The organism is Rahnella sp. RFA10(1/100) (assembly GCF_004195115.1).
GTDB classification, from domain to species: domain Bacteria; phylum Pseudomonadota; class Gammaproteobacteria; order Enterobacterales; family Enterobacteriaceae; genus Rahnella; species Rahnella perminowiae.
In genome coordinates, this window is the sequence record NZ_SEWR01000007.1 from 76106 (window position 1) to 98368 (window position 22263).

22 protein-coding genes and 1 other RNA gene are annotated in these 22263 nt (G+C 48.0%); 19 read left to right on the forward strand and 4 right to left on the reverse strand.

What is annotated here, in order from left to right:
• The first annotated feature begins 79 nt into the window (after positions 1-79).
• The gene (locus ETV65_RS19160) at positions 80-472 is read left to right on the forward strand and encodes a DoxX family protein (RefSeq protein WP_129954694.1); all 393 of its coding nucleotides are present in this window, start codon (positions 80-82) and stop codon (positions 470-472) included.
• Between the two features lie 247 nt (positions 473-719).
• Positions 720-1703, forward strand: coding sequence for a glutathione S-transferase family protein (locus ETV65_RS19165; protein WP_129954695.1), 984 nt, complete (start codon positions 720-722; stop codon positions 1701-1703).
• A 70-nt stretch (positions 1704-1773) separates the two neighbouring features.
• Here the strand turns inward: ETV65_RS19165 and ETV65_RS19170 are convergent, their stop codons facing one another.
• A complete protein-coding gene (locus ETV65_RS19170) occupies positions 1774-2682 on the reverse strand; it encodes a LysR family transcriptional regulator (protein ID WP_129954696.1) in 909 nt (302 codons plus the stop codon).
• Positions 2683-2792: 110 nt separating this feature from the next.
• Between ETV65_RS19170 and ETV65_RS19180 the strand changes: the two genes are divergently transcribed.
• From ETV65_RS19180 to ETV65_RS19240, 13 genes are all read left to right on the forward strand, one after another.
• Complete coding sequence (locus ETV65_RS19180) at positions 2793-3497, forward strand: pirin family protein (protein WP_129954697.1); 705 nt, start codon at positions 2793-2795, stop codon at positions 3495-3497.
• Positions 3498-4089: 592 nt separating this feature from the next.
• Positions 4090-4788, forward strand: coding sequence for a prepilin-type N-terminal cleavage/methylation domain-containing protein (locus ETV65_RS19185; protein WP_129954698.1), 699 nt, complete (start codon positions 4090-4092; stop codon positions 4786-4788).
• Positions 4789-4869: 81 nt separating this feature from the next.
• Positions 4870-6552: a type II secretion system protein gene (locus tag ETV65_RS19190; RefSeq protein WP_129954699.1), complete on the forward strand. Its 1683-nt coding sequence runs from the start codon at positions 4870-4872 to the stop codon at positions 6550-6552.
• Between the two features lie 58 nt (positions 6553-6610).
• Complete coding sequence (locus ETV65_RS19195) at positions 6611-7075, forward strand: TcpQ domain-containing protein (protein WP_240782862.1); 465 nt, start codon at positions 6611-6613, stop codon at positions 7073-7075.
• 25 nt (positions 7076-7100) lie between these two features.
• Positions 7101-8549: a type II and III secretion system protein gene (locus ETV65_RS19200; RefSeq protein ID WP_129954700.1), complete on the forward strand. Its 1449-nt coding sequence runs from the start codon at positions 7101-7103 to the stop codon at positions 8547-8549.
• A gap of 18 nt (positions 8550-8567) precedes the next feature.
• Positions 8568-9125 carry a pilus assembly protein gene (locus ETV65_RS19205; RefSeq protein ID WP_129954701.1) on the forward strand — a complete coding sequence of 186 codons (558 nt, stop codon included), beginning with the start codon at positions 8568-8570 and terminating at the stop codon, positions 9123-9125.
• Positions 9126-9128: 3 nt separating this feature from the next.
• Positions 9129-9974: a hypothetical protein gene (locus ETV65_RS19210; protein ID WP_129954702.1), complete on the forward strand. Its 846-nt coding sequence runs from the start codon at positions 9129-9131 to the stop codon at positions 9972-9974.
• Positions 9956-10456: a hypothetical protein gene (locus ETV65_RS19215; RefSeq protein ID WP_129954703.1), complete on the forward strand. Its 501-nt coding sequence runs from the start codon at positions 9956-9958 to the stop codon at positions 10454-10456. The genes ETV65_RS19210 and ETV65_RS19215 overlap by 19 nt, the downstream gene beginning before the upstream one ends.
• Positions 10453-11982, forward strand: a complete 1530-nt coding sequence (locus tag ETV65_RS19220) for an ATPase, T2SS/T4P/T4SS family (RefSeq protein ID WP_129954704.1) — start codon at positions 10453-10455, stop codon at positions 11980-11982. Before ETV65_RS19215 ends, ETV65_RS19220 begins: the two co-directional genes overlap by 4 nt.
• On the forward strand, positions 11966-13012 hold the full coding sequence (locus ETV65_RS19225) for a type II secretion system F family protein (RefSeq protein WP_129954705.1): 1047 nt from the start codon (positions 11966-11968) through the stop codon (positions 13010-13012). The genes ETV65_RS19220 and ETV65_RS19225 overlap by 17 nt, the downstream gene beginning before the upstream one ends.
• Before the next feature lie 11 nt (positions 13013-13023).
• The gene (locus ETV65_RS19230) at positions 13024-14370 is read left to right on the forward strand and encodes a hypothetical protein (protein ID WP_129954706.1); all 1347 of its coding nucleotides are present in this window, start codon (positions 13024-13026) and stop codon (positions 14368-14370) included.
• Between the two features lie 87 nt (positions 14371-14457).
• Complete coding sequence (locus ETV65_RS19235; protein WP_269154573.1) at positions 14458-15255, forward strand: A24 family peptidase; 798 nt, start codon at positions 14458-14460, stop codon at positions 15253-15255.
• A 285-nt stretch (positions 15256-15540) separates the two neighbouring features.
• On the forward strand, positions 15541-16071 hold the full coding sequence (locus tag ETV65_RS19240) for a M23 family metallopeptidase (RefSeq protein ID WP_240782863.1): 531 nt from the start codon (positions 15541-15543) through the stop codon (positions 16069-16071).
• A gap of 54 nt (positions 16072-16125) precedes the next feature.
• On the opposite strand, the gene rnpB is transcribed toward ETV65_RS19240, so the two are convergent.
• Positions 16126-16504, reverse strand: an RNA gene (gene rnpB / locus ETV65_RS19245) — RNase P RNA component class A.
• Between the two features lie 25 nt (positions 16505-16529).
• Positions 16530-17399, reverse strand: coding sequence for a 16S rRNA (cytidine(1402)-2'-O)-methyltransferase (gene rsmI / locus ETV65_RS19250; RefSeq protein WP_129954709.1), 870 nt, complete (start codon positions 17397-17399; stop codon positions 16530-16532).
• A 61-nt stretch (positions 17400-17460) separates the two neighbouring features.
• Between rsmI and ETV65_RS19255 the strand changes: the two genes are divergently transcribed.
• The 4 genes from ETV65_RS19255 (at position 17461) to dolP (ending at position 21137) form a co-directional block, all read left to right on the forward strand.
• Positions 17461-19497, forward strand: coding sequence for a penicillin-binding protein activator (locus ETV65_RS19255; protein ID WP_129954710.1), 2037 nt, complete (start codon positions 17461-17463; stop codon positions 19495-19497).
• A 65-nt stretch (positions 19498-19562) separates the two neighbouring features.
• Positions 19563-19931 carry a YraN family protein gene (locus ETV65_RS19260; protein WP_129954711.1) on the forward strand — a complete coding sequence of 123 codons (369 nt, stop codon included), beginning with the start codon at positions 19563-19565 and terminating at the stop codon, positions 19929-19931.
• A 30-nt stretch (positions 19932-19961) separates the two neighbouring features.
• The gene (gene diaA / locus ETV65_RS19265) at positions 19962-20552 is read left to right on the forward strand and encodes a DnaA initiator-associating protein DiaA (protein ID WP_013577230.1); all 591 of its coding nucleotides are present in this window, start codon (positions 19962-19964) and stop codon (positions 20550-20552) included.
• 9 nt (positions 20553-20561) lie between these two features.
• Positions 20562-21137 (forward strand): division/outer membrane stress-associated lipid-binding lipoprotein, encoded by a 576-nt coding sequence (dolP, locus tag ETV65_RS19270; protein ID WP_013577231.1) that lies wholly within the window; start codon positions 20562-20564, stop codon positions 21135-21137.
• Positions 21138-21200: 63 nt separating this feature from the next.
• Here dolP and mtgA read toward each other — a convergent pair whose 3' ends face one another.
• Entirely contained in the window at positions 21201-21923 is a 723-nt protein-coding gene (gene mtgA / locus ETV65_RS19275; protein WP_129954712.1) for a monofunctional biosynthetic peptidoglycan transglycosylase, read from the reverse strand.
• Positions 21924-22263 lie beyond the last annotated feature (340 nt).

Sequence of the window (22263 nt, forward strand, 5' to 3'; positions counted from 1 at the left end):
GGTAACGGCAGGAAACATTTTCCGACCGGGCCGGTAACACTTTTAACCCAATTTGGGTATATCACTCTCGGAGTCGAAGATGAACAAGTTACAAGACACTGCTTTGCTGGTTGCGCGTATTTTGATGCCAGTGCTTTTTATCGTTGCAGGCTGGGGCAAAATTAACGGTTACACCGCGACTGCGGGCTATATGACGTCTATGGGCGTGCCAAGCTTCTTCCTGCCACTGACTATCTTGTTAGAGTTTGGCGGTGGTCTGGCCATCTTGTTCGGCTTCTTTACCCGCACCACAGCGCTGATCACGGCAATTTTCACTATCCTGACGGCTCTGATCTTCCACACTGATTTTGCACAGGGCGTGAACCAGATGATGTTTATGAAAAACCTGTCTATCGCTGGAGGATTCTTCGTCCTGTTTGCTTCCGGTCCTGGTGCATTCAGCATCGACCGTCTGATCAAGAAAAACTGGTAATTGCTCCGACACCAGGGAGTGACAGCTCAGCTATAATTAAATAAGACACTATGTCAGACCTGCAGGGCGATGTGATTTATCACCTCGCCCTTTTTTATTACTTATCGGTAAATCTCCCCTAAATCATTCGAGTTGCATCAAGGCGGCAACTGAGTAAATCCCCGGGAGCATACAATAGTATGTGACTGGAGTTTGAGAAGGCAGCCAACGCAGAGGCAGCTCGAAGGATGATGGGGAAGGAGGAAAAATGGGGCAACTAGTCAATGGCGTTTGGCAGGACACCTGGTACGACACCAAGTCAACCGGCGGTCATTTCAAACGTTCAGCAGCGCAGTTTCGCAACTGGATAACGCCTGACGGTGAACCGGGCGAGCATGGCGTTGGCGGCTTTACCGCAGAACGTGACCGTTATCATCTGTATGTTTCACTGGCCTGCCCGTGGGCGCACCGCACCTTACTGATGCGAACCCTCAAAGGACTGGAGGAGATTATTCCGGTATCTGTGGTACATCCGCTGATGCTGGAACACGGCTGGACGTTCGGCACCGATTTTCCGGCAGCCACCGGCGACGATTTGTATCATCTCAATTATGCCTATGAAATCTATCTGCGGGCGCAGAATGATTACACCGGCCGCGTCACCGTGCCGATCCTGTGGGATAAAAAGCAGCAAACCATCGTCAGCAATGAATCCGCTGATATCATCCGCATGTTCAACAGCGCATTTGATGCCGTGGGTGCCAAAGCCGGAGATTACTATCCGCAGGCATTACGCTCAGAGATTGATGAGATCAATGAGTGGGTGTATCCGCAAATTAACAATGGTGTCTATAAGGCGGGTTTTGCAACGTCTCAGGATGCCTACGACGAAGCGGTTGAGGGTGTGTTTAACGCGCTGTCCCGTGCTGAGGAATTGCTGAGCAAGCACCGCTATCTGACCGGCAATCAGCTGACCGAAGCGGATTTGCGTTTGTGGACCACGCTGGTGCGTTTTGATCCGGTGTATGTCACTCATTTCAAATGTGACCGCTACCGCATCAGTGATTACCCGAACCTGTATGGTTTTCTGCGTGATATCTACCAGATGCCGGGCATTCGTGAAACGGTGGACTTCGCGCACATTCGTAATCACTACTTCCGCAGCCATGCAACCATCAACCCGTATGGCATTATTTCCACCGGACCGGCGCAGGATTTAGACTCTGAGCACGGCCGCGATACCCGTTTTTGATTTCGTTCTGCTCCTTCCCCTTTCACCAGGGGAAGGTTGGCATCGGGTATGGGTTTACTGAATAAAAACGCTATGACTTCACTTCCCGCGTAGCCAGTAGCTTTGGAATTTCACGCAGGAACCAGGCTTTCGCCTCACCCATGCTGTCGCGACGCCACGCCATGATAATATCGATTTCACGGTTATATTCCGCACTCACCACCCGCAAACGCCCTTCCTCGATATCTTTCTCGACCATCGGATAAGGCATTGTCGCCACCCCTAATCCCGCCAGTAACGCTTTACGCTTCTCTTCAATGGTGCTGACCGTCAGACGCTGCTGTTTATCCAACAACTGAACGGTTAATACCGGACGCTCACGGGCAGTATCCGCCACGGCGATCCCGCGATATTTAACCCGGCTGACTTCCGACAGCGGCTCGGCTTCAAGGTGGATCGGGTGATCCGGCGCGGCCACATAGATACTGGCCAGCTTATACAGTTTACGGCTGTTAATTTCGGTAGAAGATCGGAAATGCATATCCGGCGCGATCACGATATCTGCGCGGCCTTGCTCAAGACGTTCCCACGCGCCGGCCAGCACTTCGGTGATCAGAGAAACCTGCGTATTGGCTTTCAGCGCCAGCTTTTCAATCAGCGGGAACAGTTGCGCGGCCGGCGATAAGGCTTCACAGACAATGGTGATATGGGTTTCCCAACCGCGGGCCAGCGCTTCGGCATCCACCGTTAGCTTGTCTGCAGCTTCCAGCAACACCCGTCCGCGCTCAAGCAACATCCGGCCAACATTGGTGAATTTTGTCCGATGACCTGAACGGTCAAATAACACCACATCCAGTTCTTCTTCCAGTTTCTGCATGGTGTAGCTCAGTGCAGACGGGACGCGGCCCAGCTCATCAGCAGCTGCGGCGAAACTCCCCCTGCGGTCAATCGCATCCATGACCCGTAATGCTTCCAGTGTGAGTGCGCGATCCTTAGCCATTCTTTTCTCTTTCAGGAAATTTGAATATAGCGACCAGATTAACTGGCTAACAATCACACGTCCAGACGCTTACCATTTATACATCGAAATTTTTAAGAGAGGCGACCGCCATGATTACCAGCAGAACGGCAAAAGAGTGCGGTACCGCTGACTTTGGCTGGCTCCAGGCACGGTATACATTCTCCTTTGGCCATTACTTTGACCCCAAACTGATGGGATATGCGTCTCTGCGCGTCCTGAATCAGGAAGTGCTGGCACCCGGCGCCAGTTTCCAGCCACGCACCTATCCTCGCGTGGATGTGCTGAATCTGGTGTTACAGGGTTCAGCGGAATACCGTGACAGTGAAGGCAACAGTACCGGGGTCAGTGCCGGTGAAGCCGCATTGCTGTCGACGCAGGCGAATGTCAGTTACAGCGAACTGAATACCAGCACCACCCGGCCACTGACACGGATGCAACTGTGGCTGGATGCCTGCCCTGAGCATGAGAATCCGCTGACGCAGAAAATGACGCTGCCGGAGGTCACGCATTTCCTGCTGGCCTCACCGGACGGTGAAAACGGGAGCCTGCAACTGCGGCAAAAGGTGTGGATCCATCATCTGGATTTAGCGGCAGGTGAAAAAATTACGCTGCCGGTACGCGGGCCACGCGCATATTTGCAATCGATTCATGGCCAGGTGGATGCTCTGGGATCAGCCAGCCGTGAACTGCAAAAACTGGCCTGCGGTGATGGCGCATTTATCCATCAGGAAAACAGCCTGACGGTTTGTGCCTGCACCCCGTTACGGGCGCTACTGATTGATATGCCACTCTGATTCTCCGGCCCTTGTTATAAAAACCACACCGCACAAATTCTTTTGTGCGGTTTTTTGTACACCTGTTTATCAGTTTCCCTCAGGGAAATGCTATCCGGTCCTGCTTTTTTCGTCCTGTCATCGTGCAATTTGCGGGACAGACTAACCTTTTACCGTGATTCGATGGGACAGACCCCATATCCTTTCAACTGTCTGAAAAACAAATAAATAACCTCAAAACAGTCAGTTATTAAAAGTCATGAATGATCATTAATATTGATACTTAAATCTTTATATTGATGTTTGTATTTATAATATTCATTTAAATGATCTTACAGGTTGTATTTTGATAATTAAATTATAATTTATTTTTTGTCTTCTTTATTGCCCCATTATCTATACGAACGCTTTATTTTGATTTATGCTTTTCAACGCTGGTCAGGAAAATGGGGGTTTATAATAAGGAGTGAGATGCACTAATAGCTTTAAAACGTTAGACATAACATTAAGACTTTAGTCTTACATTCTATTTTTATATTACTCCCACTGTATTTCAGCGGGATCGTATTACTATGTCATTTTATAAATATATTTCAAGCCTAAGGATTAAGGTATGAAAAACGCAATTAATGCGCTAAAGCGCAAAGCAAATCAATATCAGGAACTTAAGAAACAACGCGGTGTGACCTTACTGGAAATCATCATCGTGCTGGGCATTATCGGTATTATTGCTGCAGGTGTTGTAATCCTGGCAAACCGTGCCTTTACTGCGCAGGATATCAGTGATTTAGCCGATAATACCAACTCAGTGCGGGTAGGGACGACTGAAGCTTATAAAGACAGTGCAGAATACCCTGCGATGGTGAGTGCTGTTGATCTAACTAAGTCGACAATTGGTACTGCAACCGACACGACTGGCTCAATAATTTCTACGTTAGTTAAAATGGGGAAAATTTCTGCGGCTGAAGCCTTTAATGGCATGTCAAATGATGCGTTTGAAATTGGTGGGGTTAAATACGTCTCTGAAGATGCAAAAGCGAAAGGCTTCTATCTGGTGATAAACGGGCTGGAAACAGAAGACTGCCGTAACATTGCTTCCCAGCTGGGCGGACAATGGGATTATGTGGCTTCTGGTACTGCCGCAGCCGGCGCACTCGTAACACCACAACCGGAAGAGTTATCCGGCGAACCTACCACGTCTATTCTCAAAACCCTGACTGCCGATACCCTGAGTCCGACAACCATCGTGGGTACAGGATTCTGCGATGCATCAACAGGTTCAGATAATGCGCTGATTTTAGGCAGTAAATAATTGTTTTTATGAGTACAGGAGCCTGCGACCGTTATCGTTGCAGGCTCATTTTCGATGACTTCCATAACGATGGGAATTTTTATGCCAAAGGTAAGCAACAGCAAAGGTTTTACCTTACTGGAAATGATCGTTGTAATGGGAATCATGGGTCTCATTTTTACTTCATTCGCTCTCTTTAAAAAGAAACAAATAGAATCAGTGGCCAGAGAAAACCTGACCAATATTATTGCGAACGAAGTGCATGGCATGTTGCAATTTATTAACAGGGATGAAATTCAGATTACTGAGGACAGCGACGCTGATGGTGAAATGGATTTCATAGTGAACCCGCTTTTCGACAGAACGATTTCTACAGCTAATGAAAAAGGTAAAACTTATGGCTGGCGTGTAGAGGATCAGGCTTTCAGCACTGACCCGAAAGACACTGACCATTTTATTCAGTGGGATAACACATTGTCTCGTGGTTATTTCACCAGCCATCGCTGTTACAGCACGGGCAACAAGAAAGTCGCTGATAAGGAATTCAAGGTAGAAGATTTAGCCTGCAATCAACCGGCAAACAACCAGGATAAATCTCTGGTATTAGAACGTGTGGATCTGGTGGGTGACGAAGAGACACGGACTATTGATCGCGTTGATTTCTACGTGAGTTTTCATCCGGGAATTAACGGTAAAAATGATATGGATAAATTTACTATCGAAAATTATGCGACAGCGTTTAGTAAAGCATTCACTCATTACGACCTGGCATATCAACACGCTGATTATATCTATCGGCGGGAAGCAAAGGGCACCGATGTAGCAAATTTCGGCACCGGCTGGAAACTGCTGAAAACCCATGACGCGAAGACAAATGACGAAGCGGTACCTTTCGGCAGCATGGTGTCCTACCTCGATAAGATTGACCAAACTGCCGCTCAGCTGGGGGTTAGGTTTAGTTTTAAGGCAGGTATGGGGAAAGTGATAAAACCCGATGGTTTAGTCGGCGTGGATAAGCTCTGCTGGAATCTTAAAGAAAATATGATGACGCATTGCCTGGAAGTTGAAGACGGTACAGGCCGGAACAATGAGGAAGGCGTCATGCATCTGACAGCCAAAGATGCCAACAACCAAACTGTAACGGGAACATTAATGGCGAATGTTATTTTTGAAGGTGAAGCTTTCGATCCTGAAAAAGGAAATATCATTGCGCTCATGACCAGTCCGGTTGTTTCCTATCACTCCTTTGGCAATAAAAAAGACAGGGGCACCAATGATGTCATTATTGATGACCCGGATAACTATGATAAAAGCGTCACCGATGAGCCGGGGTATATTAAAATTCCGGTGCAAAAATGCCCCTTAGCGCCTCCGGCCCCGGGTAATCCCCAAAATGCGCCGCGAGTACTTTATCCACGGCTGGCTGCTGCAATCTCATCCATTGTCGCTGATGTAGGCAAACAAGGAAATGCAGGCAGCGAAAGTGAAGGCGGGGAGGATTTTTCTGATTTCTCCAACAGCGAAAATAACCGGACAACGACAAAAGGCGTTTTAGATCATTTAAGCGGTGTTGCCGTACAGGTGAATCTCATCCAGGAGAATGACAAAAAAATATCTCCTGACGATTACTGGGTCATCAGCGCCACCAGTGGCGTGTTTGATAATATTTCAGGGAAAGGTGTCAGTGTCATTAATCCAAGTTCGCTTTCAGTTGTGCTGACTTCATGGTGTAGCTCGATCAAACAACCCGCTGCTGGGGCTGATGTCCCCATGCCGCCCTATTAGCGCAACGTAAATGAAGGTACGGCACTGTATTTTTATGAAAATTTCAGGATGAAATAAGATGAAAATTAATATGATTGGATGCGTTATTATACTGTCCGTGGCTATGGGGCAATATGCACATGCAATGGTCAATGCCGATGGCACTATTTCAGCAACATCTCAACCCCCTTCAGTGAGTACATCCTCACAAACAGGCCGCAACCCCTTCTCCGGCGGGAATTCTCCCGTGTTGCCCATTCCTGCTGAACCTAAGGGCGTCTTATCAACTCCTTTACAAGTGACTTTGTTATTGAATAGCGGTGATCTGCTGAGCCAGGGTTTACAGAAATGGGCCAGGGACTTCGGATATAAATTACTTTGGCAAAGTAAAAGTGATTATTTAATTTTTAGCCCCATCACCCTGACAGGCAAAAATGAAGACGAGGTGCTGACAGGTTTAGGGGATCTTTTTGCTTCTGAAAATTATGGATTAATCATCAAAAACTATCAGAAGAACCGCGTTTTACTTGTTGATGATATGTAACGACTGATTTTCAGGATAAGGATATATGAAAACTAGAATTGGATTAATTACATTGGTATTGCTTATTCAGGGGTGTACCCATGAATTCAATCAGACATTTGCACGTGAAAATGTTAAGGATACATTACCGGGAGCGACTTCTGCAGGAGAAATGAAAGTTAAACCTTATGTGAAATATGATGCTGCTTATTTAGGTAAAAAAGTGGATTACAGTTCTACGCGGCAAACACTGCTCGCTAAGAAAGTTACTGTGAACTCCTATGAACCCACTGATCTGAATACCGTGCTCGATGCTTTACTCGCGCAAACAGGTGTCAGCCATAAAGTAAATTTGGCTTTCCCCGACCAGAAAGGCCTTGAAGGCGGTAAAGTAAACATTGAAGCACACAGCATTAATTTCACAGGGACTTTTGAAGAATTCATGCGCTATGTTTCAGCCCTTTACGATGTGAATACTACCCTTGATGAGAATAATATTCTTAAAGTGGATGCTTATAGCGTCTATGCCATAAAACTGGATTTTTATGGAGAAAATAATAAATTTGAAGCCAGTCTCGATCTTTCGAATGATGCGGTTAGCAATGGGGGACTTAAAGGTAAATCAGAAACTAAATTCGAATCTACATTTTGGGATGACGTTGAAGACATGGCAGAAAAGTATGTCTCAAGCGGCATGTATACCGTATTTAAAGATGCTTCCATCGTAACGCTAACCGGACGGCCGTCAGAATATAAAGCGTTGAATGATGTGTTGCAAAAATACCAGGCTGACAATAATCGCCAATTCATTGTCACCTACAAAATTTTCACACTCAATAAAGAGAAAATGGAAGAGTATGGTGCAGGTCTGAACATGTCCTATATAGACAGCGGTGAAAGCATTGTTATTAATACTGCCATGATGAATACAATGGATAGTGGAATGACGCTCGGTGCGGGTGCTGATCATGCACTCAGTGTATCGGCCAAATTGAACGCACTCTATTCCCTGACGGGCAGTAAAGTTCTGCAGAGCGGGACATTTGTCACCCGTAATAACACGCCGGTACCGCTCAATATGACAAATTCTCAATACTATGTTTCCGGGCGAACACGCACCATTAATAATGATAATGGTCAGGAAGATGTAGAGATCGAAACCTCTGAAATCATCACCGGCACCAGTTTTATTATTACCCCACGGATCAATAAAGACGGTCGGGTAGAAGTCACCAGCGGTTTTACCAAGAGTCAGTTAAATTCTATTGATGTTTTCGACACCGTACAGTTGCCCAATGTGACTACCACCGAGATGTTTAACTCTACAGCGGTTACGCCGGGCAGTTTACTCATGGTCGCGAAGTATGAAATGAATGACCTGAGTAAAAATAAAGAATATCAGTTGTTAGGTTATGGTGAAAATACGGCTGACGATGAGAATACCGTCGTGATGGTTGTGGGTATTGACTATTATCGTGCACCTCTGAATCATTAATTATTGGATGTGACAGTCATGTTAAATACACTATCGCGCAATAACATATTGACCGGTTTAATCTGGGACTTACCCATACACGATAATATGGCGCCGGGATATCTAAAATGGATGGCAAACATACGGCGTAGTCACCGGAGATATATTTATAGTGTTCAGGGGGATGCTGAAGTCAGTGAGCTTATCGGTTATTCTGAAAGAACATCTCCGGGTTGTGAACCTTTTGCTGTCCATCTTAGAAATCTCTATGGTGACGGATTCTATTATTTTTCTGCAGGTAAAGGACAGATTTACTTGCTGATGATCATGGACGGTATCATTATCAGCGGCAGTGACTGTGTTATTACTGAAAATTTCTTTCAGGAAATGGTGGCTTCGTTGCCTGAGTCAAAATACGCCAGACTTCAGGTAACTGAAATTTCATTGGCGCAATTAGACACTATTGCTGAATCTTGTAAATCAAATCAGAAAATTTTCAAAAAGAAACAACGTATGTTTTGGAGCGCAGTAGGATTTGGCATATTTTTGTTACTTATTGCGTCATCTGTTTTTCTATATACTATTATTTCCGGATAAAAAATGATCAAAAAATTAAAATTACGGAAAAATACGCTACCGGTTTCTAAGAATACTAAATTAGGTATTGCCGCCGCCACTCTGGTATTGTTGATTGCGGCAGGTTTTGCCGGTTGGTATTACTTAGTGTATGAACCTGGTCAGGAACTGAAAGCAAAAAAAGTTCGTGAACAAACACAACTGGCCGCAGATGTTAAAGCTGTTGACGCCTTCTATTTGAAAGCGCTCACGGGAGGAAGTATTTCGGCCTTCACTAAACTGGCCGTTGAGATAACCAATAGTTATAGTAAATTGTATAACATGAATTATACGAATGAAACATTCTCTTGTGATGCACAAAAGTGCGCATTCAGTTATCAGTTAAGCAAGGGGGCGATATTTAGCGTTGCCCAAAAAATTTTCTGGGGAAAAACCTATAACGCCAACTTTTCTGAAAACACTTTTGATTTTACAGAGGTAAAATCGGGTCTTAGCGAAAATCCCCTCCTGAATGCCTATAAAAGGAAGCAGGAAATTTCGCCTCCTGCCTGTAGCAATGCATTGAATTATATTTACTCCTATAACTCTGCGACGGGAAGCGAACAGGCGCTGAAAATAACCGCCCTGCCAGGCGCTGCTGTAATAGCAACTGAAAAGAAAATTTCACAGAAAGGTAAGGCGAAATATTACGGTTTAAACGTTATTTCGTGGGAGATGTCACTTCCCAAACCACTTCATTATCTGGATATATTGAAGATCGCCAGCGTACTGGAACGTCATGCCTTTAGGGACGCTTTTATCATTCAAAAAGTTGATAGTAGCAAGGAAAATAAAATTACAGGAGTAATGGTATGCAGAAGCGGAAAATAATCCTCACTACCCTGGTCGCTTTATTTTCGACCAGCAACTTTGCTGACGAGATCAGCACAACCGGTCAGAATACCTCTCCCGTCCCTGCGCCTGTACAGGAACATATTTCCAGGCTGATGGAAGAAGACATGCAGTTTAATCAGTCTCAGCGACTGCTTTCCCAGCAACTTGCCTTGGCGAAATTACGGCTTGAGATGGCGAAAATCAAAAATGAAGCAGCTGAACTGAATCCGGTATCTGCGATGCCAATTATGAACGACGGGCCTTCAGGCGAAGAGCCGAAAACCGAATCAGCGCCGGTGGATGAGCCCCGGGTGATGATGTTGTCGCAAATTGCAGGCATTACCAAAGCGGCTGTTTCAGTGGGCACGAAAACAGTATTCGTGCGTATAGGTGAAGTCTTCTCTGCTAACGGAAAGCGCTATACGGTACATCAGGATAAAAACGGGCAGCACTCATATGTTCAGGAAATTTCCCGGTGATCCTCGATTTTGTCCGGCTTACCGAAGAATCCCTTCACAATGGTGAATGGACTTTCTCTGAAATAGAAGATCATATGCTTCTGGCCCGCTCGCAGGGGCAGGAGTTTCTGGTCTCCCAACGCTCTGTAGTAGAAGAGTTGCATATTATTCAATATGAAATTCGCAAACTCAATGATGTTCATCGTCATCAGGTACTCGGGGTAGCGGGGGTCAGCGAAAGCGTTTATTTCAAAATTTTCGAGCTGGTTTCATTACAGAAGCTCAGCAGTGTGGCCCTGGATATCAGTGAAACGCAGAAAGAGCTCGAGGCGATATTAATTGAAGCGGTAAATATGGGGGCCAGTGACCTGCATATAACCCGCAACGATATCCTGGCTCAGCTGGAAGTGCGTGTAAACGGTATGTTGGTGCCCATGATGCAGATGGCATCCAGCAAATGTGATGAACTGGTTTTCGTGCTGTATAACGTCCAGGCCAGTACACGTGACACCACGTGGAACCGCACCATTCCGCAAAGCGCCAATATCCTCTACACACTTAATAAACTCAGTTTCCGCTTCCGCTATGCGCATTTCCCCATTTTTGGTGAGACGAATGATTGCTATCACGCCGTGTTACGTATTATTCCTTCCGGATTATCGAAAAGTGCCGTCGCAAATCTTAGCAGGCTGGGTATTTCAGATGATGAGTTGGAAGATTTAAAAAAAATCCTCAGTAATCCTTATGGTGCTTACATCATTGCCGGTACGACCGGTTCGGGTAAATCTACAACGCTGAAGAATTTAATGGAATGGCTGCAAATAAACCGCTACAGCAGCAGAGGGTGTTTCCTGACGGTAGAAGACCCGGTTGAGTATCAGATCTTCGGTGCCAAACAAAGCTCTGTCGTCAGTGTAGAAGGCGGTGGTTTTCATTCTGCGATTAAATCTGCACTGCGCCGGGATCCGGACGTTCTGATGGTGGGAGAAATACGTGACAATATTTCGGCCAATGCGCTTGCCGGTGCCGTAGAGAGCGGGCACTACTGTTTCACGACCGTGCATGCCGGGAATATCGTCTCATTACTTCAGCGTTTATCTGCGATGGGTATCACCAGCGATAAACTTTCTACACCCGGTTTTATTGCCGGATTGCAGTGCCAGAAGCTGGTTCCGGTTATTTGTCCCCATTGTCATCGTTCCGTTGAAATGACATTCGGTGGAAAAATAATGTCGCTATATGAACAAAATGAATCTGGTTGCGTTCATTGTAAATATACCGGCATCAGCGGCAGACAGCTGGTGATGGAGTATATGCTTCCCACTTACGATGAACTTGCCGCGATTTCAAAACAGGAATGGTTGCAGGTTTATACCCTATGGCGGAAAAAAAGGCTGTCAGCACCTGGCCTGAGCGAAGGGTTTGAAATAAAAGAAAAGGTCTTCGCTGAGATACTTCGCGGTCGGGTTTGTGCAGCCTGGTTTAGCATGGAGTTTGGTGATGTCGAACAGGAAAACATGGCGGTGATCCTTGGCAAAATTCAATAAAAAACAACGATTATTTCTCTATAAATTCTGTGCTGACATGATCAGCACAGAATTACCACTTTACGATTCTTTGTTAAAACTTCAGGTTGAAGGGAAAAGCCTGTTGGGATCTGGCTTTGCCAAAAACATTGGCATATTAACCAATAACATGAAAGCAGGTCTGACGGGTGCGTCTATTGCGGTTATGTTTGATGGCCTTGTTCCACAAAGTGAGCTGAGTGTTATCAATGCAGCCGAACAGAGCGGCAGTCTCGCTGACGGGTTTATAACCTTAGTTAATGTCATCACTTATAATAGTGAGTTAAAGAAAAAACTGACGTCTGCCGTCCTCTTTCCTTTCATTATGCTGATCCTTTCATTAACAGTGATCGCAGGCTACTCTGTCAAAGTATTTCCTGCCTTTGAAAGTGTTGTCCCGGTGACTAAATGGCCAGGTATCACCCAGTCACTTTATTCTTTTGGTCTATCCCTGGTCGCAGGGTTATGGATCTACATGTTAATTGCTATTCTTTTGACCGTCTTTATTATCCGGTTTGTCATGATTAATCTTTGCGGCTCATTCAGGAATAAATTTCTTGACCGTATTTTACCCTTTTCCACTTACAAGCAAATTGCGGCCTCTATCTTCCTCAACAATCTGGCGCTAATGCTTAAGAATGGGATCCCACTGAATGATGGCCTGGCGATCATTTTATTGAACTCCAACCGATGGCTGAAAAATCATATCAACACTATGCGGGAAAAAATGGCGATAGGGTTAGGATACGGTGATGCGCTGAATACCGGATTATTTGGCCCTGAAACTTTGCTAAACATTAGCCTCTATGCGGGCTTATCGTCATTCAATGAAGTATTAACCTCTGTATCGCATAAATCAAGAGAGCATATCAGAGAATATATTCAGAAATTATCCGGTTTACTCAAGTCATTATCTACCCTCGTTTTAGGTGGCTGTGTTATATGGGTTTTCGCAGCACTGTTCGCCCTTTCAGATACATTAGGGAAAATGGGCGCAAGCGGTTCTTTTTAAAAGGATGTATGATGAAAAAAATAATTATGCTTTTCATTATCTTGAATATAGTATCGGTTAATAGCTTTTCGGCCAAGATACCTAAAGGAGGCGCGTTCAAATTTGCTGAACCTGATAGCGGTGGCGGTACAGCACAACCGCTGGATATGCCCCTCGCGTTACCTATTGCTAATTTTTTTGGATATACCCGAAGTGGTAACAAATATTCCTATGAGGAGAAAAACTCCCTGCCAATTGCAATAAATATTATGTATATAGAATCCTCTTCCGGACAGGTTCCTGCCCAGCGTTTACCGGAGATAACAGATGACAATTTTGATTTCTCAGAACACTACCTTCACTATGATACACAAGCCAATTACAGCTGGGTGAGTGGCGGTAAAGAAGGAGACTGGGGCCTCCCCATCATTAATGCGAAACCCTATCAGAAAGGCGACCCTTTTCCGGCAATTACGGCATGTTCAGGTACGCCTGTCACCCTGAAAGAACAGCGTTATAAATGTAAGCCAGCAATGACGAGCTCGACGCGAAACCTCTCTTTATATGATGAACTGATTGAACTGGCCGCCAGCAAAAATCAAAAGTTATGGGTTGGTACGATTATTTTCCCCCGCGCTTCAGACGGACCTGAAGGTAATACCAGCAACAACAGCACGGGGGGAGAAGGGCATGAATTAGTTGTTTATCTTCCTCATCGTCATATGGAAGTCATACACTTAGAGGCCTTGTTGCTCGGCGATGCTGATGGCAGTGAGCAACGGCTTGCAGCCTGGACACTCCAAAGTGATGACGGAGAATATTTCGTACCCTATACAAGTTTCAGGATCAACAATGATTATCCTGCGAATTATGCTTTCGTTTCAAACGGGAAAGATACGCTCAATCATCGTAAAACAGAGAGTATGTACCTTATTCCCTACTACCTGGATAACGAGAGGATAGCCATAACAGATGTTGCTGCAATTCATACTCGTCTTGCCGGAGGTGTGCATTGGTCGGGGCTCTGGCAAGGAGAGGGGGCTATTAACGAGCAAGGTATACGGGGTAGTGATATATTTACATGCCTGAATGGTGCTAAAGGATCGGTGGATGATTATACCGACTTAGCCCATTTCCAGGATCCGGCTGTCGATTCGTTTAGGGAAGTGCCCGGTTTCAATATTATCCATGTTCCGGAAGGGCAGAAAGGATTTACCTTTGCACAAATGATGGAAAAGCAACCGACATCAGACAATGCTTATATTTGCGACACCAAAGGCACTCAGTTATTTTCGCAGCGATTAGAAATTGCAACGGAAGAACGACCAAATATATTCATTGATTTTATGGAAGTAAAAAAAGGTATCACAGAGAAATAATGCTCCCACTGAAAATACCGTATTCTTCCGTTCATTCTCGCAGGGAATTTTTTAATGACGCTTTTCTATTTTTGGTTTTATCCTATCATGGCACTGATATTCGGATTGTTTATTGGCAGCTTTATTAATGTAATGATTTACCGGCTTCCGTTAATGATTTTTTCTGAATTAAGCCCGGAACCGGATGCGGTAAAAGTAAACCTCTGGTGGCCCCCCTCCCATTGTCCGGCATGTGGGGCGCCGGTCTGGAAACGTGACAATATTCCTGTTCTGAGCTGGTTGTGGCTGAAAGGCAAGTGTCGTCATTGTCAGAGCACTATCTCTCCACAGTATCTGATATCCGAAATACTGTGCGGTAGTGTTTTTACCTTGCTGACCCTGGTGGCGCTGCCGCAGTTTACTGAAATTCAGGTCTGTTGCTTTTTCCTCTATTTCTGCCTGCTCTACAGCTTGTCAGTGATTGATTTTCAGCATTTGATTTTGCCTGACGGTTTAGTATCGCTGCTGCTATGGAGCGGCTTACTGGGTTCGGTTTTGGGTACGACTGATATTGCGCCTCGCTCAGCGATTTGTGGCGCAGCGCTTGCCTGGCTTTTGCTTTATACCCTCATGGCAGCCTATGAAAAATTACGTGGCCGCGAAGGATTAGGTTATGGCGACGTTAAACTGATGGCTGCCATCACCGCCTGGCTGGGCATGGAAAAACTCCCTGAACTGATTCTCTGGTCTGCAGGGTCCGGTATTATTGTTTACCTGCTCTGTACAGTACTCAACAAACGCCGGTCGCTGGATGAAGACCATCCTGAATCCGCCAAACATTACATCCCCTTCGGACCTTCAATCGCCATGGCCGGGCTGGTGATGTTTTTTATTGAGCGACTTTAATCCATGCGCCGGGTATTACTTTTCCTGCTGCTCATTCCGCTTTTAACTCAGGCGACGGACGATGTGGCGGTAACGCTGGCTCTGATTCAGGCTACGCGTCCCGATGTTGAAGTTATTGAGGATCATTTTTCTTCAGCAATGTTACTGACTGCCCCAGGAGACAAAGTATCAGAGGGGAATACAGAGACATCAAAAACATCGTCAATTCGCTATCCCCACTTCCTTTCGCCATTAAATATTCCGTTGCGGATCACGTCCCCGTTCAGCCTGCGGTGGCACCCCCTCATGCAACGTTTTTCCCCGCATGAGGGGACTGATTTTGCCGCGCCACGGTTAACGCCGGTGCTGGCTACGGAGAAGGGGATCGTCGTGGAAGCCATGTCTCATCCGACTGCGGGAAATTACGTGGTAATACGTCATCCGCTCGGGTGGCGTAGCCGCTATCTGCATCTTGACAGGATCACTGTGGCCACCGGGCAAGAAATTGAACGGGGCAAAGTGATTGGCTACTCCGGGAATACCGGACGCAGCACCGGGCCACATTTGCATTTTGAGCTGATGTATCACGGGCAGACAATGGATTCAGCAAAACTCCTGTCGGCTTCAGAGACAGATACTGTTCTGCCTGCCGCAGCCGTCAGTCCGCCGAAACCTGCGGTTCCGAAAATTATATTGGTCACGGAAATAGGCGGTCAGGAAAAAGTGATGGTGAAATATAAAGGGAAAACGATCTACGCCGGTGCAAACCAGACAGTGTTTGGACATTACAAAGTTCTGTTGCAGAACGGACGTTATCGTTTGTACAAGCTGTCCTGAAGGGAACAAAAGCGGGTGTATCCCTGAGGGGAACACCCGCTTCTGTTTTCAATGGAGTGGAGTTGACCGTTAAGCCGGGTTCTGTCGTGGACAGTCATTCGTCTAGGCCAGCAATCGCTCACTGGCTCAAGCAGCCTACCCGGGTTCAGTACGGGCCGTACCATGTGAACCCCTATTTGGCCTTGCTCCGGGTGGAGTTTACCATGCCACGAACTGTTGCCAGCCGCGCGGTGCGCTCTTACCGCACCCTTTCACCCTTACCTGATCCCGCTTGCGCAGGCCATCGGCGGTTTGCTCTCTGTTGCACTTGTCGTAAGCTCGCGCTTCCCAGGCGTTACCTGGCACCCTGCCCTATGGAGCCCGGACTTTCCTCCCCTCCTTCTGTCTCCCCCGAAAGGGACGGCAAAGAAGCGGCGACTGTCTGGTCAACTCCGCGGCGGATAATAGGGTATTACGCCCTATTTGTCACCCTCTTGCTCATCAAGCGCGTATTTATACAACGCATTCTTCTTCACACCGTGGATTTCAGCGGCCAGCGCGGCGGCTTTTTTCAGTGGCAGTTCTTTTTGCAAAAGCGCCAGAGTACGCAGGGCTTCTGCAGGTAACGCTTCGGTATCCACTTTATGGCCTTCAACAATCAGCACCATTTCGCCGCGCCGGCGCGTTTCGACCTCCTGCACCCAGGCCAGCAGCTCGCCGACGGGCGCACCGTGAATATTTTCCCAGGTTTTGGTCAGTTCACGCGCCAGCACCACATACCGCTCAGGCCCCCACACTTCGACCATATCCTGCAGACTGTCGAGTAAACGATGCGTTGATTCATAGAAAATCAACGTGCGCGGTTCTTCAATCAGTGACTGCAACGTATCTTTACGGGATTTGGTTTTGGCGGGCAGAAACCCTTCGTAACAGAAACGATCAGAAGGCAAACCCGCCGCACAAAGGGCGGTGATCGCCGCACAGGCACCGGGTAACGGCACCACGCGGATACCGGCTTCGCGGCAGCGACGCACCAGGTGATAACCGGGGTCATTAATCAGCGGCGTACCGGCATCCGAGACCAGCGCAATGGTCTGGCCTTCCTGCAATTTCGCCAGTAAATGCTCGGCTTTCTGCTGTTCGTTATGGTCATGCAGCGGGTACATTTTTGCGGTGATCGCGAAATGTTGCAGCAGCAATCCGGTATGGCGGGTATCTTCTGCAGCAATCAAATCGACACTGTTCAGTACGGCCAGCGCGCGTTGGGTAATATCCCCTAAATTGCCAATTGGCGTCGGTACGATATACAGCGTTGAGGCAGAAATATCTGCTTGATCGTCTTGATTCATTGTTTCATCCGGATTGCCGATTTAATATTGAGCATCTTAAAAAAACATCACTGGAAACTGAATGCCTTCCTCAATGACCTTTCGTACCCGTTCGGGACGTTTACTCCCTGCCATCATCGTGGCGATGCTTCTCGCCAGCTGTTCTGGCCAGGCGCCGCAGGCACCGACAGAAAGTGTCCAGGGTGCAGCGTCCGGCAGCTCTGACTATTATTTGCAGCAGGCGCAGCAAAGCAGTGATGATAACAAGGCTGACTGGCAATTGCTTGCAGTGCGTGCCCTGATACGCGAAGGCAAAGCGCCTCAGGCGGCGGAGCAACTGGCTAAAGTACCGCAAAATCTGACCGCCGCTCAAACCGTCGAGCAGCAACTGACCAGTGCAGAAGTGCAGGTTGCGCTGAAAAATTATCCGGCAGCCGCCACCAGCCTGAGCCAGCTCGACCCTCACAGTCTGACCAACGATCAGAAAGCCCGTTATTATCAGGCGCAAATCGATGCCAGCCAGGGACGCACCAGCCTCGGCGTGATCCGCGCCTATATCGCACAGGAATCGCTGTTACAAGGACAGCCACATCAGGACAATATTGACCACACCTGGATGGCGTTGACGCAGCTGTCCCCGCAGGACGTCAGCAGCATCGTGATCAATGCTGATGAAAATACGTTGCAGGGATGGCTGGATTTACTCAGCGTATGGCAAAGCAACAAGCAGGATCCTGATTTGCTGAAAGCCGGGATTAAAGACTGGCAACGTCGTTATCCGGTGAATCCGGCAGCGAAAAGTCTGCCAACTCAGCTTAATAATGTGCTGACCTTCCAGCCTGCCTCAACCGGCAAAATTGCACTGTTCCTGCCGATGAGCGGCCCGGCACAAGTTTACGGGAATGCCATTCAGCAGGGCTTTAATGCGGCCATGAACGGTCAGATCAGCCTGCCGGCGCCGCAGGCAGCAACGGCGGATGCTAACGCACAACCGCAGGCACCGGCTGACCCGAACGCGGCCGTCAGTACCTCCGCACCGGATGCCGGCGCACAAAACACCCCGGCGCAGACCGATCCTTCACCGGCCCAGCCGGCCGCAACGCCGGCGGCGGCCCCCGTTGCCAGCAGTAATGCGCAGGTGAAAGTGTATGACACCAATGGTCAGCCGCTGGCCGCACTTCTGACGCAGGCTCAGCAGGATGGCGCAACGCTGGTTGTCGGTCCGCTGCTGAAAGATCAGGTGAATGAACTCTCTTCTGATCAGACCCCGCTGAATGTTTTAGCGCTCAATCAGCCAGAAACTGAGAAAAACAGCCCGAATATCTGTTACTTTGCGCTCTCGCCGGAAGACGAGGCACAGGATGCTGCGCGCCACATGTGGTCTGAGCAGAAACGTATGCCGCTGTTACTGGTGCCGCGTGGCAACTTCGGCGACCGTATCGCACAGGCTTTTGCTAATGAATGGCAGAAACTGGGCGGCCAAACCGTGCTGAAACAAGGTCTCGGTTCAGCCGGTGAATTACGTTCTTCTATCGGCAGCGGTATCCGCCTGACGGGTACGCCGGTCATCGCCAGTGATGCCGCCGCGCCAGCACAAGCGCAGGGCGTGACTATTGGTGGCATTACTATCCCGGCACCGCCAACTGATGCACAGATTACGCAAGGCAGTACCGGGGGGGCGGTGGATTCCGTCTACGTTGTCGCGACACAAAGTGAACTGACGCTGATCAAACCGATGCTGGATCTTGCCGTAAATGGCCGTTCACATCCGGCAGTCTATGCCAGTTCACGTAGCTACCAGGCAGGTGCCGGGCCGGACTACCGTCTGGAAATGGAAGGCGTACAGTTTAGCGATATTCCGTTGCTGGCAGGCGGTAACCCGGCGCTGATGCAGCAGGCAGCCGCGAAATTTGGTAACGATTATTCACTGGTTCGTCTCTATGCGATGGGTATCGATGCCTGGAGTCTGGCGAATCACTTCTCCCAGATGCGCACATTGCCTGGCTTCCAGGTTTCCGGCAGCACCGGAGATTTGAGTGCCAATGGCAACTGTGTCATCCACCGTAAATTGCCATGGCTGCAATACCGCCAGGGCTCGCTGGTGCCAGTTTCTTCTTAAGAGAAAACTGAAACAGCATGACTGAGATCGGAATTCTCAACGATTACAGGTACAAGGACGTACTGATGAAGCCTTTTTTGTCAAAGACGCGGGCGTGCGGCGATAAATACGAAGCCTTTGCACGGCGCTATCTCGAAAAAGCCGGGTTAACCTTTGTGGCGGCCAATGTGGCCTGCCGTGCCGGTGAAATTGACCTGATTATGCATGACCAGCAAACCTGGGTGTTTGTTGAAGTTCGTTACCGGCGCAACGCCAGTTTTGGTGGCGCAGCGGCCAGCGTAACGGTTCAAAAACAGCAGCGCCTGTTACGCGCTGCGTCTTTCTGGCTTGCAGGAAAGAATGCAAGCTTTGACACATCATCTTGCCGTTTTGATGTTTTTGCCATCACCGGCAGCCAGGTAGAATGGCTGCGTGATGCCTTCAATGCGGAATAAATATTACGACGACTGACTGGACGACAACCCGTGCTGGATAGAATCAAAGTCTGCTTTACAGAAAGTATCCAAACTCAGATTGCGGCGGCAGAAGCTTTGCCTGACGCGATTTCCCGCGCCGCGATGACGCTGGTGCAATCGCTGCTCAACGGCAATAAAATTCTGTGCTGTGGCAACGGCACCTCTGCGGCAAACGCACAGCATTTTTCCGCCAGTCTGATTAATCGTTTTGAAACTGAACGACCGAGCCTTCCTGCAATCTCATTATGTGCAGATAACATTGTGCTGACTGCGATTGCCAACGATCGTCTGCATGAAGAAATTTATGCTAAACAGGTGCGCGCCTTAGGTCAGGCGGGTGATGTTCTGCTGGCCATTTCTACCCGCGGCAACAGCCGTGATATTGTCAAAGCCGTTGAAGCAGCGGTAACCCGTGATATGACTATTGTCGCATTAACAGGTTATGACGGCGGCGAACTGGCGGGTTTACTGGGGCCTCATGATGTTGAGATCCGTATTCCGTCTCATCGCAGCGCCCGCATTCAGGAAATGCATATGCTCACAGTTAACTGTCTCTGTGACCTGATAGATAACACGCTGTTCCCACACCAGGACGATTAAGGAGATCACATGAAGGCGAGTCCTCTCTTTGCAGTATTGTTAAGCGCCCTTCTGTTACAAGGCTGTGTCGCCGCTGCGGTAGTTGGTGCAGCTGGCGTCGCAACAAAAACAACGACTGACCCACGTACGGTCGGTACGCAGGTTGATGACAGCACGCTGGAAGCCCGTGTTTCTAACGCGGTGAGCAAAGATAAACAACTGAAAGACGAAGCCCGTATCGTGGCGACAGCGTATCAGGGTAAAGTCCTGTTAACCGGTCAGGCACCGACGGCGGATATGGCCTCACGCGCCAAACAAATTGCGATGGGTGTTGAAGGCGCAACCGAAGTGTATAACGAAATCCGTACCGGTAAACCGGTAAGCATGGGCACAGCGTCTATGGACACGTGGATCACCACCAAAGTCCGTTCTCAGCTGCTGACCAGTGATTCGGTTAAATCATCTAACGTCAAAGTCACTACCGAAAACGGCGAAGTGTTCCTGCTGGGTCTGGTGACGCAGGAAGAAGGTAAATCTGCGGCGGGGATTGCTGCTGGCGTGAGCGGCGTTAAACACGTCACTACGGCATTTACCTACGTCAAATAATTCAGTGCGTGATAACAAAAAGGACAGCCTGCGTGCTGTCCTTTTTTGCGTTAATGACCCGTACTAATGAAGTTTATGTTCTTGCAGAAAAGACTCCCCGCCGAGCTGGCTCATCTGGCGCAGTATCCATTGCTGACGGCGAATGACATACGCGGAAGGCGCGTTGACTTTGAACAGGTGCGGATTCGGCAACACGGCCGCCAGTAACGCAGCCTGAGAAGCGGTCAGGCGACTGGCTGGCTTATGAAAGAAATGCTGCGCAGCCTGCTCGACGCCAAAGACGCCGTCGCCAAACTCCACAATATTCAGGTACACCGTCAGAATGCGACGTTTTGTCCATACGGTTTCAATGCCCACCGTCAGGCCGGCCTCCAGCCCTTTACGCACCCAGCTGCGCCCGTCCCACAAAAACAGGTTTTTAGCGGTCTGCTGGGACAGTGTGGAAGCCCCCCGCATTTTTCCGCCGTCTTTATCCAGCACCGACTGAATAGCATCGACATCAAATCCCCAATGGGTCGGGAATTTTTGATCTTCTGCTGCCATTACCGCGAGCGCCATGGGTGCGGAAATCTCACGCATTGGCACCCAGTCCGAATGAGCAACATAGCCAAAATCACCGGTCAACCATGCGGAAATCTGTCGTTCCACCATCACGGCAGAAAAAGGCACGGGTATAAAAGAAAAAAGAAGGATGCCCGTTATCCATAAGCTGAGTAAGAGCAGGATTGCGCGTTTCATCCATAACAGCGGCAACCGCAACCCGCTCTTTCGAGTCATTTTATTCATTTGGCGCTTTCCACAACACATCCGACCATCTAATCAATCTCAATAATAACCTGCAAGATCAGGCTAGCGAAATGGTGAACAATATTGCTAACAACTCAGCAATAACAATGAAACTTTTACTTACATTCAGCCCAGGTAATTCCGATTAAACTACTGCCATCAAGGAGTTCCGGCAAATAGCCTGAAATGCTTACTTTTTTCACGATGGATAATTTTTAAGCAAAAAAGTAAAATACTTGTAACCTAATCCGCGAAAAATACATTAGCAAAAATTATGATTAAGATCGGCAAAAGTGAATCAATTCTCATCGATTATTCATGGGCGAACGGATGCACTAAG